This is a genomic window from Chryseobacterium sp. DZ-32, from assembly GCF_059587025.1.
The window spans coordinates 1-12,562 of record NZ_JCAIOM010000023.1; the positions used below are offsets into that span (position 1 = coordinate 1).

The following is a 12,562-nucleotide window of genomic DNA, read 5'->3' on the forward strand; positions in this document are numbered from 1 at the left end:
TGAGTTATTTAGCCAAAACTGTTCTCTCACCCCTTTTGCTTTGTATGTAAATTTATTCTTTTGCAAACATAGGAGCCGAAACTTAAAATATTTTCTAACATAAGTGATTAAATTTTAAAGCCGTATCTTTACGTCACCAAACAAAATATTACAATATGTCATTTATAACACCAGAAGGAGCCAGGAAGGCTCAGCTATCCCTATCTGAAAGAGCACCCGTTGCTCATTCCATTCTCTCTGGGGAAGAGAATATTTCGAAATACAACAGTGGAGTATGTCATGATGTGGTTGCCTATGCATTGTATATGCGTGGTGCCAGGATAAGTCCTACTCAGCTTGCCGAATCTGCAGGACAAAAATGGTTAACCTTATTCAATTATCCTGCTGGAGAAAAATGGGACGGATACACACCCATTCCGGCAGGGAAGGCCATTGGTTTTTACAGGCTTATTGATAAAACATTCTTTCACTCAGCAATTACTACAGGAAACGGAAATGAAATCAGATCTGTGAACGGATTTTCATTAGGATCGGCATGGACAGTACCTGTGGATATGAAATGGGTATTGGGCAAAAAGAATTCTGACGGAACCTTCAATTATGATGGTACCAAGATAGAAGTCTATATTTCTTCTTTATAACAGAATTTATATTTCAGTACAACAAAAGGCAGATCAGCATATTCGCTTTTCTGCCTTTTTCTTTTTCAGGCATCAGCACATTTCGGGCATATCCCGCTGATAATAAAATTATATTCCTGTGCAATAAAATGTTCCGGCAGACTGATTTCCGGAATAGCATTTTCAATACACGTAACGGAATGACATTCCTTACAGTTGAAATGAACATGATTATGAAAATGCTGTTCATGGGTACATTTTCCACTGCACTTTGCAAAATTCACTACACCATCAATATTGACGATCTTGTGTATCGCACCTTCGTTTTCAAGCCTTTCCAGGACCCTGTAGATGGTTACTCTGTTGCACAGATCTCCAAGTTTCTTCTGAATATCAGAATGGGTAAGGGCAACATCCGAACTATTAATAAGGTTTAAAATTTCAGTTTTGGCGTGAGTATTTCTGACCTGTTTCATATTTTAATGCAACAAAGTTGCGTTATTTGAATTTTTATTTCTACTTTTGCAACAAAGTTAAGATAAGAAAAATTAATCCATACTATTATGAAATCAAAAATTCTTGATGCTGTAGGAATCTCCGCTGCTGTTTTATGCCTGATTCATTGTATTGTCTTTCCACTGCTATTAATTGTTCCATTGGGAATCTCCCATAATCCTTATATTGACCTGGTTTTCCTTTTTATAGGAACCGTTGTGGTATTGAGAATAACAAAGAAAATGGAAAACCGGTGGCTGAAGTTTCAGTTCTGGATATCATTAAGCCTTATTTTCATTTCTATATTGACAGATTTTCTGTTTGAAGTTCATCTTCCTCTGATCTATATCGGAGCTGTCGGTTTGATTACAGGTCATATCATCAATTTTAAAAATCATAAACATTAAAACATGACTAAGAAACTTCCTGTAACGGTACTCAGCGGCTTTCTGGGAGCGGGTAAAACGACATTATTGAATCATATTCTACACAACAAACAAGGTTTGAAAGTAGCTGTGATAGTGAACGATATGAGCGAAATTAATATCGACGCACGCCTGGTTGAAAATCAAAACACGCTTTCAAGAACAGAAGAAAAGCTTGTTGAAATGAGTAACGGATGCATCTGCTGTACACTTCGTGAAGATCTTATGGTAGAAGTAGAACGTCTTGCCAGTGAAAACCGTTTTGATTATCTCCTTATCGAAAGTACGGGAATCAGTGAACCGATTCCTGTAGCTCAAACCTTTACTTATATTGATGAAGAGAGCGGAATAGATCTTTCCCGTTTCAGTTATGTAGATACAATGGTAACGGTTGTAGATTGTTTTAATTTCATGAAAGATTTTGGATCTAATGAACTACTGATGGACCGCGATCTTACTGATATGGAAGGCGACTACAGAACGATTGTTAATCTTCTGACCGATCAGATTGAATTTGCCAACGTGATTATTTTAAACAAAACAGATCTTATCAATACTGAGACACTTGGCTTTTTAAAAGCAGCAATCAGGAAGTTAAATCCGGAGGCGACCCTTTTACAATCAGAGTTTGGAAAAATTGATCCTCAAAAGATTTTGAATACACAGCTTTTTGATTTCGAAAAAGCACAGTCATCCGCTGGCTGGCAAAAAGAGTTACAATCCGGTCATCACACACCGGAAACTGAAGAATATGGAATAAGTTCACTTGTTTTCAGAGATAAAAAACCCTTCCATCCTATAAGACTCTGGGAATATCTGAACCATCATTATCCGGAAGGAACCATCAGAGCAAAAGGCCTGTTCTGGCTGGCTTCAAGACCTGACGATGCATTGAATTTCTCTCAGGCAGGAGGTTCATTCAGGCTCGAAAAAGCAGGAGTCTGGTGGTGCAGCATGCCAATGAGTCACAGGGTTCAGTATTCTTCATTTTCAGATAATCAGAAGTTTATAGAAAGCAGATGGGATAAAAACTGGGGCGACAGAATCAATGAACTGGTGTTTATCGGGCAGAATCTGGACAAAAATCAGATGCTGGCAGATCTTCAGCAATGTCTTATTAATGAAAGGGAAAAGGAACTATTTGACAAAAAACAAAGTTTTGAAGATCCGTTTCCAAAGAACATTTAAAATTAACTTTTAATTAATGCAACAATGTTACGATAAAAATTTAAATACAATAACTTACAGCATTATTTCAAAAACAATATGGACAGAAGAAAATTTCTAAAAGGATCTGCATTACTTTCAGGGTTATTGACCTTATCACCATCTGATTTATGGAGCTTCGGGAAAAATACGGAACTGCACCAGAAAGGAAAAGCGAAGAATATCATTTTCATGGTAAGTGACGGGATGAGCCTTGGAACACTTTCAATGGCAGATCTGTATTCACGGAATATTTTAGGAAAAGGAAGTAACTGGCTTAATCTGTATCATGATAAAAAGGTAACCCGTGCTTTGATGGACACCGCTTCAGCAAGTTCTGTTGTGACAGATTCTGCTGCCGCAAGTTCGGCCTTTGGAGGAGGAATCAGAGTGAAAAACGGAGTTTTAAACATCGGAGCTAATGGAGAGAAACATCTTCCGATATGGCAGCAATATAAAAAAGCAGGAAAAAAAGCAGGCTGCGTGACTACGGTAACCATTACTCATGCTACTCCTGCCGGATTCTGTGTAAATTCTTCGAAAAGAAATGCTGAACCTCAAATTGCTGAAATGTACGCCGAGCTTGAACTCGATGTGCTGTTAGGTGGTGGAGACGAATTTTTTAATCCTGCCAAAAGAGAAGATAAAAAAGACCTTTATTCTGTTTACAGCAAAAAAGGATACAGAATTCTGAAAACACAAAATGATCTGAAAGATGTCAATGAAGGGGAGAAGCTGCTAGGTATTTTCAATACAGGGGCATTGCCTTACAGCATCGACAGAGCTCATCTTCCGGAATATAAAAATACACCCACTCTTGCTGAAATGGCCGGTACTGCTATCCGTCAGATGAAAGATCATCCCGAAGGTTTTGTCCTTCAGATCGAGGCCGGAAAAGTAGACTGGTCTGCCCATGCCAATGATGTAGCGGCACTCATCCATGATCAGCTCGCATTTGATGAAGCGGTAAAAACAGTTATGGATTTTGCCGAAAAAGACGGAAATACTTTAGTCATCATCACTACAGACCATGGAAATGCTAATCCGGGAACTATTTACGGAGCAGAGGCTACTACGCATTTTAACAGCATTTCAGAATACAAATACACCAATGAATATATTCTGAACAAGATTAACAAAGATGATTCGGTAAAAGATATTAAAGACTGGATTTATGAAGGCAACAAAATTACTCTGAATGACGATGAAGCCAGACATATGCTAAGTTTCTACAATGGTCTTGAAAAAGAGGAAGCGGGACTTTATAATTACAAGAAACTACCTTTTAAACTGTATTCAGAAATTCAGAAAAGCAGAAACTCCGTAGGATGGATCAGTATGGATCATTCCGGAGATTACGTGGAAGTCGCTGCTTACGGCCCAGGAAATGAGCTTTTACAGCCGTTTATTAAAAATACAGACCTTCACGATCTGATGCTGAAGGCCTGTCTGGTTTAGACATTCATATTTTTTCATATTTAATTATTTGGGAGATACGAGGCGGATTGATTGTGTCCGCCTTGTTTTGTATCAACAGGGGTTTAGATTTCCCCCATTACAAACATATTTTCCATGGTAGGAACATTACTTCCACCTGCTTTTTCAAGTGTAATGGCAAAAGCCTGCGCTTTGGGAATATTGGCCAAAGCAATTCTGCTGTCTTTATCTTCGGTGTACATTCCTGCATTTACCGGTTTTCCATCTTCTATAGCCCAGAGCTGATACTGCATTCCTTCGGGAGCTTTAGGAAGTTTTTCCGCATTCAGATACACTTCTTTTGTTTTTTTATCCCAGAAAACCATTGCTTTGGCGTCTGTGTGCTTCTCTACGCCCTTCAGCATAACCATCTGCATATCGGGATTGGAAAGCATATCCATCTTTCGGTTCATTTTTTCCATAGCCTGATCCTTCTGCTTTTTATCAGCTATCATTAAAGCTATTTCTTTTTGACTGGCAGACTGGCTGTTCATCCAGAATACATTTCCGGCAACACTTACGAGGAACAATACAGAAGCTGCTATGGCATATGTTTTCCAGGGTGTATTTTTCCTGAAATCATTTCTTTCTGTAGTATTTTCTGTTTCTTTTTTTACTTCAGGAAGAACTGCCGGAAGAGCAGGAGTTATTTCTTCAACAACCTGTTCCTGCTGAATTTTGTTCCAGATCTTCGATTTCAAATCACTTGGAGGTGTTACAGCCTGAGCTGTAGCAAGATGTTCCAAAGTCTTCTGTGCTTCTTCAAAAGCTTCTTTTACTTCAGCATTATTCTTCATCACACACTCCAAAATCCCTGCTTCCTCAGGAGAAGCATGGCCAAGAATATAAGATTCTATAATTCCGGATGATATGTATTCTTTAGTGTTCAATTTATTGATAATCTTTTAGCAAATCCTTTAATTTCATCAGCGCATTCCGCATTTTCGTTTTTACCGTTCCCAGCGGTATCTTCAGTTTTTCTGATATTTCATGTTGAGTATATCCCTGGTAATAAGCAAGGTCGATGAGCTCCTGTTTATCTGTTTCCAGACCTTCCAGCACGTTTTTAAATCCGATATAATCGGAAGAATGGTTAGTCGTTGAAAGCTCTGCAGTATTATATACGAAATCCGGAAGTGCTTGGTTTTTAAGCTCATTCTGGAAAGCTTTTGATTTTAAATAATCAATGGCTGTATTCCTGGCAATATTGATGATCCAGGTATAAAACCTCCCTTTGGAAGCATCATACTGATGGATAGAATTCCATATTTTAACAAAAACATCCTGAATCACTTCTTCGGTATATTCCTTAGACTGAACGATCCGAAGAATAATCCCGTACAACGCACCGGAATAGTGGTCATACAGATAATGAAAACCAGTTTCGTTTTTCTCTTTCAATAAAACGATAAGCTCCTCTTCAGAATAGGTTGTTTTAATAGCTTTTATTTTTTCTTTCCAAATGTAATAAAATAAAACACATAGACAATAAAATCTAACACATCTTTTATTTCGTACACAATTTTATATAAATCATTGAAAAATATTCAATATCAGAAATTCTAACCTGTAAAGCTATAGAATAATCCTATTGAGAATATCATTATTGTACCTCAGAATTGGTTTAAAAAACGGTTTTTAAAAATCGAAAGTATTATAAAATCAATACGAGTTTAAAATTAAAAGACTAAAAATCAATACGTTAAAATAAATTTGCTTTTTTTTTCAATCTAAAATAAAACCAACCTCGTAAATGACATTAAAAGCACGAATTAAATATAATTAACAAAAAAATAACTACAATGAACACACAATCAAAAATCACAGTTCTAGCAATGGTAGCTCTATCATTTGCATTCAGTGGGAAGGTAACTGCACAAACGATGAAAGAAAAAACAGTAATGGTAGGGGGAGCTCCTATGTATCCTTCTAAGAACATTATTGAAAATGCAGTCAACTCAAAGGATCACAAAACCCTTGTCGCTGCGGTAAAAGCTGCCGGACTGGTAGAAACATTACAGGGTGCGGGACCTTTTACAGTATTAGCACCTACAGATGCAGCCTTTGCCAAACTTCCGAAAGGTACCGTAGAAAACCTTGTAAAACCTGAAAATAAAGCGATGCTTACTTCTATTTTAACCTATCATGTTCTTCCGGGAAGATATAGCGCTAAAGAAATATGGGCCGCTGTAAAAGCAGGAAACGGAAAAAGCATGATGAAAACTGTACAGGGTGAAGATCTTACATTCTGGACAAAAGGTAAAAATCTTTACATAAAAGACGCAAAAGGAAACAGCGCCAAAGTAACGATTGCTGATGTGAACCAGTCTAATGGAGTGATTCATGTAATTGATACAGTATTGATGCCATAACAAATTCTAAGATTTCAGACAGCATATTCCAATATGCTGTTTTTATCTCTTATTTATCCAACACTAAAAATAAATACTATGAAAAAAACAATTCAGGTTTCTAATCAGGGTGCAACCCTTGATACCAGCAGAAGAAGCTTTTTAAAACTAAGTGGAGTAGGATTGGCTATTGCAGGCCTTACCATCATCGGATGTAATGATGATGATGACTTCCAGATTATAGAAGAATCAAAGTACGATCTTGGAACCGGAGATGTAGGGGTATTAAATTATGCCTATGCTTTGGAACAGCTTGAAGCAGATTTTTATACAAAAGTGGTCAACAATTTTTATACAGGAATTTCCAGTATTGAAAAAGAGATTTTTACAGACCTCTATCATCATGAGGTGATTCACAGGGATTTTTTCAAAGTTGCCATTAGTGGTGCTACAGATCATGTGCTTCCCAAGCTTGAATTTCAGTATCCGAATGTGAATTTTAATGATAGAAATTCAGTACTGGCTACAGCAAAGGCACTGGAAGATACCGGTGTTGCAGCTTACAATGGAGCAGGAAAATACATTTCCAATCCGGCTTATCTCGTTATTGCCGGTAAAATAGTTTCTGTGGAAGCCAGACATGCTTCTGCCATCAGAAATTTAATCAATCCCGGATCTGCAGATTTTTCAGGAGATGATGTGATCGACGCCAACGGACTTGATCTTGCCAAAGAGCCGAAAGATATCGTAATGGCTGCCGGAGCATTTATCAAAACACCATTTACCTGGAAAGAAAGAGGAATCAACTAAACATCACCCTAAAAACTCACATTATGAATATTCTTAGATTACTGGATAAACTTTCTGATGATAAATTTTTCACCAAGGAAGCATCAAGATTAGAAACGATTACTGATATTTCATTATTCGGGAAAAAAGCAGCTACAGCAGCTGTACCCCTTGGTTTGGGTGCTATAATGGCCACTCCTGCCAAAGCAGAAACTACCAAAACAGCATTAACAGGTACTGCTTTAAAAAGTACACTTACAGATGCTTTACAACTAGCGCTGGTACTGGAATATCTTGAAAATGAATATTACAGCATAGGTTTGTCAACCCCGGGACTGATTCCCAATGGAGACCGAACTGTTTTTATGCAGATTTCGAAGCATGAATCGGCTCATGTAAGTTTTTTGAAAAGTACACTGACTTCTTTAGGAACAACTCCCGGAAATAAACCTATTTTTGACTTTACAGCCGGCGGAAACTTTATGCCTTTTACAGATTATAACCAGTTTCTTATCCTTGCGCAGGCTTTTGAAGATACCGGAGTGAGAGCTTACAAAGGGCAGGCAGGAAATGTGATGTCCAACAAAGTGGTTCTGCAGGCAGCGTTACAGATTCACTCCGTTGAAGCCAGACATGCCTCACAGGTAAGAAGAATGCGAGCGAATAAAGGATGGATTGAGCTTGCCAACGGAGGAAGTATGCCCTCCGCCACCAATCCGGTTTATGCAGGAGAAGAAAATACCAACCAGGCAGGTTATAATACCGGAACTTTATTTGGTGCCGCAGCAGGTTCTGCAGCCTACGACGAAATTTTAAGCGGTAGCGATGCACAAGCCATTGCTTCCCTGTTCATAGTATAGTTGTGATTTGGATGATAATAAGTGGTGAGTCCATTTCCGTATTTTCAGGGAATGGACTTTTTTCTAAATCAATCCTCAGGCCTTAAGAAAACACACAATCAATATCTTATATTCATCCCGATTCATCTTTTAAGTACCATATTCACTTATGGTGCTTTTATTTTCATAATGCTCGTTATTTCAATATAAATACAGAATTCACGTAAGCTAATTTAAAATAAATACACATATAGCTTTATTAACAAATTTACTGCAATACAATACAAAATTATTTTGTAATTTGGTTTACTTATTAAAATAATAATTTAAAGCGCTTAAAAATATTTAAAATATAAACTTTAAGGCCTTGATTATCATTTTTTAATAATCAAAAAAGAAAAGTCTCTAATTGTTGATATAATATATGAAGAAGTATCCAATTCCTGCGAATGAAGAAAGCCGAATGAAGAAACTGGAGTATTTTGGTCTTTTAAACCTTGAAAAAGACCCCCAGTTAGATATTTTCGCAGAAACAGCGTGTCTGGTGACAGACTGCCCGGCAGGGCTTATTGCCATGATGGAAAGCGAAACCCAGACTATCCAAAGCTGTGTGGGGCTTGCTCTTGATTTTGTAGACAGGAAGAATACTGTATGTCAATACTCTATCGCCAGTGGTGATATTGTTATTATCAACGATACTTTATTAGACGAAAGATCTTCTGATAACGCAATTATTCTGGCAGGTGGAATCCGGTTTTATGCGGGAGTTCCCCTGATTGATGATGAGGGATTTGTATTAGGAACACTCTGTGTTATCGACTACAAACCTAAAACAATTACAGATGATCAGATTTCAACCCTGAAAAAAATAGGAGAGGCAGTCACAAAAGTTCTCATGGGAAAAAGGAAAAATCTCCAGGCTGAGTATTTTCAGCAGACTTTTACCATTTCCAATAATCTGATCTGTGTTCTGGATAAGGATTTTGTGCTGAAGGATGTGAATCCGACTTTTGAGAGAGTGTTTCAATTAGATAAAGCAGAGGTTATTAATCAGAATTTCATGGATCTGATAGGGAATCACAATTCTCAGCTGCAAATGCTTTCCAAAAATCTTCCCGATACCAATGAAGAAGTTACATTTACGACTTCAACAAAGATAGATGATACTCAAACCATCATTATTGAATGGTATTTAAAGCTCAATCAAAATCACTCGGAGATTTTTTGTTTCGGAATCAATATCACCCAGCGTATAGAAGAAAAGGTTAAACTGGAAAGCTCTGAACGCCGCTTCAGAAGCTTCTTCGAAAACGCCATAGGATTGATGAGTATGCATGATATGGAAGGTAATATCATTGCTGTCAATGAAAAAGGAAGAGAAACCCTGCAATATTCTTCCGAAGAAGTAGAAAGATTGAATTTAAGAGACCTTGTTCCCCAAAAAAACTGGCACCTTCTCGAGCAATATCTCGAAAGAATCAATAAAAACGAGGAAGATTTCGGAACCATGATCCTGAAAACAAAAGGAGGTGAAGAAATGATCTGGATGTATCACAATCTTGTGGAAATCAACAAAGAAGGAAATCCTTATGTGGTAAGTACTGCCCTGAATGTTACTGAAAGAGTAAGTTTGGAAAAAGACCTTGTTCAAACCAAAAAGATGCTGGAACAGACAAGTGCTGTGGCACAGGTGGGTGGATGGGAAGTCAACCTGAAAAACAATACCGTTTTTTGGTCACAGTCTACCAGGGAAATCCATAAAATAGATAGAGATTTCCAGCCCGATTTTGAAAATGCACTGGGCTTTTACAGTGAAAAAAGTAGGGAAAAGCTGGAGTTTTTATTCGAAAAGGCTGTAAAAGAAGGCGTTCCCTACGATGAAGAATTACAGCTTATACAGAATGACGGCGTGATGATCTGGGTAAGGGTAAAAGGGATCCCGGAATTTGAGGATGGAGTATGCACCAGAGTCTATGGAATCATTCAGAATATTGATACCTTCAAAAATATCTACCTTGAGCTGGCCAGGAAAGAGGCTATGCTGCAATCTTTTGTAAAATACGTACCTGCTACAGTAGCCATGTTTGACAAAGATCTCAATTATGTTTCTGTAAGCAGAAGCTGGAAAGATGAGTTTCAGATGAATGACATCAGGCTTATTGGTGAAAATATGTTTAAGATATCGCCCAATGTACCGGATGAAAGAATAAAAATATATCAGGATGCACTGGCCGGAAAGGCCTATAAGAATGAAGACATGGCCATAGAAATTCCTGGTAAAGAAATCATTCAGCATTACAGCGTAGAGGTGACACCATGGTATCTTTCCAATCATGTTATAGGAGGAATTATTGTTTCTGCCCAGAATATTACAGCCTCAGTAAGAATCAACAGAGAACTGAAAAATGCCAAGAAAATGGCAGATATTGCCAGCAAAGCAAAAACTGAATTCCTGGCCAACATGAGCCATGAAATCCGGACTCCGCTGAACGGGGTAATCGGTTTTTCCGACCTTCTTTTAAAAACTCCATTGAACGAAATACAGACTCAATATCTCCACTATATTAATGAATCAGGAGAAAATCTGTTGAATATCATCAATGACATCCTTGATTTTTCTAAGGTAGAATCCGGAAAAATGGATCTTATTGTGGAAAAAGCCAATATTTACGACATGGTAAGTCAGGTAATCAATGTTATCCTTTACCAGTCGCAGAAAAAAAATATAGAATTGCTGCTGAATATAGAACCGGGACTTCCTGAAACAATCTGGCTGGATGAATCAAGGCTGAAACAGATTTTGATCAATCTTCTTGGAAATGCCGTAAAATTTACAGAACAGGGAGAAATAGAACTTAAAGTAGAAAAACTGAATCTGGACAGCAAAAATATCACCCTGAGATTTTCCGTAAGAGACACCGGAATTGGTATTCCTAAGGAAAAACAGCAGCATATTTTCGATGCCTTTACCCAGGAAAACAGCTCGATCAGCAAACGCTATGGAGGAACAGGTCTCGGATTGACCATCTCCAATAATATTCTGAAATATATGGGAAGCAGCTTGTCATTGGTAAGCGAACTTCATAAAGGTTCTGTCTTCTATTTTGATATAGAGGTTCCTTATGAAATGTCCGACCGTCATGAAGATGAAGAGCTGCCAATCAATAAGGTTCTTATCGTAGATGACAATGAAGCCAACAGGATTATTATTCAGCACATGCTGGCTTATAAAAATATAGATTCAAAGCTGGCTGCCAATGGAATGGAGGCGCTTCAGATCTTACTTGCGGGAGAACGCTTTGATGTTATCCTGATGGATTACCATATGCCAATTATTTCCGGGCTGGAAACCATAGAAAAAATCAAAGACCTGTTTAATCAGCAGAATGAATCCTCACCTTTGATTATCCTTCATACCTCATCTGAAGAACATGATGTGATTAATTATTTCCGTCAGGAAAGCGATTCATACTTCCTGTTAAAACCTATTAAATCAGAAGAACTCTATAAAACATTAAGCCGGGCTGTGAAAAATACGGAAAAAGACGTAACCAGCATTTCACAGCAGGAAACCGAATCTTCCTTTTTGATGCAGTCACCACAGGTTTTACTCGTGGACGATAATCCGGTTAACATGGTTCTCAACCATAAAATGATAGGTTCATTGATTCCTGATGCGGAGCTTACAGAAGCTACGGATGGGCTCCAGGCATGGCAGCTTTGTCAGGGAAAAAAATTCAATATCATTTTAATGGATGTCCAGATGCCGGTAATGGATGGTATTGAAGCTACAAAACAAATCCGTTTGCTTCCGGAATATTCTGATATCCCAATTATTGGCGTCACTGCCGGTAATGTGTTGGGAGAGAAGGAAAAGTGTCTGGATTCCGGGATGAATGACTTCCTTCCTAAACCTTTAAGACAAAATGATCTGCTGGAAATACTGAAAAAATACATTCCTGGTGAAAATAATATTCCAGAGGAGAATAATGTTCCGGACGAGAATACCACAGATACAGAAAATGATCTTGATATAAATCTTCTGAACGAACAGATAGGTGATGATGATGAAGATTTTAGAAAAATATTCCTGGATCTTGTCATGCAACAGCTTACTCAGGCTGAAGAAGATATTAAAAAAAGCGCAGCTGAAAAAGACAGTACCAATCTGAAACTGATCCTTCATAAGCTCAAAGGAACAGCAGGAACAGCAGGATTGGTAACGCTTACAAAAAATGCGGCCAGCTGGGAGAGTAAAGCGGAACCCGACATAGATTTTATCTCCATGGAAAAAGAAATGATCCGGGAAATAACAAAAGGATTACAATTAATTAAAAATTTAATACAATAAAAAACCAAAT

General features: G+C 37.8%; 11 protein-coding genes. 8 read left to right on the plus strand and 3 right to left on the minus strand.

The genetic code is table 11. The annotated features are described in order from the left end of the window. Positions 1–155 precede the first annotated feature (155 nt). Complete coding sequence (locus AC59HC_RS20345; protein ID WP_034697952.1) at positions 156–641, plus strand: hypothetical protein; 486 nt, start codon at positions 156–158, stop codon at positions 639–641. A gap of 65 nt (positions 642–706) precedes the next feature. Here the strand turns inward: AC59HC_RS20345 and AC59HC_RS20350 are convergent, their stop codons facing one another. Next, on the minus strand, positions 707–1,096 hold the full coding sequence (locus AC59HC_RS20350) for a Fur family transcriptional regulator (RefSeq protein WP_110011593.1): 390 nt from the start codon (positions 1,094–1,096) through the stop codon (positions 707–709). Positions 1,097–1,183: 87 nt separating this feature from the next. Here AC59HC_RS20350 and AC59HC_RS20355 point away from each other — a divergent pair, with 87 nt between their 5' ends. The 3 genes from AC59HC_RS20355 (at position 1,184) to AC59HC_RS20365 (ending at position 4,204) form a co-directional block, all read left to right on the plus strand. Next, positions 1,184–1,522, plus strand: a complete 339-nt coding sequence (locus tag AC59HC_RS20355) for a MerC domain-containing protein (RefSeq protein ID WP_202840548.1) — start codon at positions 1,184–1,186, stop codon at positions 1,520–1,522. A gap of 3 nt (positions 1,523–1,525) precedes the next feature. Beyond that, positions 1,526–2,728: a GTP-binding protein gene (locus AC59HC_RS20360; RefSeq protein ID WP_496559244.1), complete on the plus strand. Its 1,203-nt coding sequence runs from the start codon at positions 1,526–1,528 to the stop codon at positions 2,726–2,728. 78 nt (positions 2,729–2,806) lie between these two features. Next, positions 2,807–4,204, plus strand: a complete 1,398-nt coding sequence (locus AC59HC_RS20365) for an alkaline phosphatase (RefSeq protein ID WP_496559245.1) — start codon at positions 2,807–2,809, stop codon at positions 4,202–4,204. 83 nt (positions 4,205–4,287) lie between these two features. On the opposite strand, the gene AC59HC_RS20370 is transcribed toward AC59HC_RS20365, so the two are convergent. Both AC59HC_RS20370 and AC59HC_RS20375 read right to left on the minus strand, forming a co-directional pair. Further along, positions 4,288–5,112 (minus strand): anti-sigma factor, encoded by an 825-nt coding sequence (locus AC59HC_RS20370; protein WP_496559246.1) that lies wholly within the window; start codon positions 5,110–5,112, stop codon positions 4,288–4,290. Between the two features lies 1 nt (position 5,113). Further along, on the minus strand, positions 5,114–5,623 hold the full coding sequence (locus AC59HC_RS20375; RefSeq protein ID WP_496559247.1) for an RNA polymerase sigma factor: 510 nt from the start codon (positions 5,621–5,623) through the stop codon (positions 5,114–5,116). A 401-nt stretch (positions 5,624–6,024) separates the two neighbouring features. On the opposite strand from AC59HC_RS20375, the gene AC59HC_RS20380 reads away from it, so the two are divergent. The 4 genes from AC59HC_RS20380 (at position 6,025) to AC59HC_RS20395 (ending at position 12,552) form a co-directional block, all read left to right on the plus strand. Then, a complete protein-coding gene (locus AC59HC_RS20380; protein ID WP_110011588.1) occupies positions 6,025–6,594 on the plus strand; it encodes a fasciclin domain-containing protein in 570 nt (189 codons plus the stop codon). A 78-nt stretch (positions 6,595–6,672) separates the two neighbouring features. Further along, entirely contained in the window at positions 6,673–7,383 is a 711-nt protein-coding gene (locus AC59HC_RS20385; RefSeq protein ID WP_110011587.1) for a ferritin-like domain-containing protein, read from the plus strand. Between the two features lie 23 nt (positions 7,384–7,406). After that, positions 7,407–8,222, plus strand: coding sequence for a ferritin-like domain-containing protein (locus AC59HC_RS20390; protein ID WP_496559248.1), 816 nt, complete (start codon positions 7,407–7,409; stop codon positions 8,220–8,222). Between the two features lie 403 nt (positions 8,223–8,625). Further along, positions 8,626–12,552 carry a response regulator gene (locus AC59HC_RS20395; RefSeq protein WP_482400234.1) on the plus strand — a complete coding sequence of 1,309 codons (3,927 nt, stop codon included), beginning with the start codon at positions 8,626–8,628 and terminating at the stop codon, positions 12,550–12,552. Positions 12,553–12,562 lie beyond the last annotated feature (10 nt).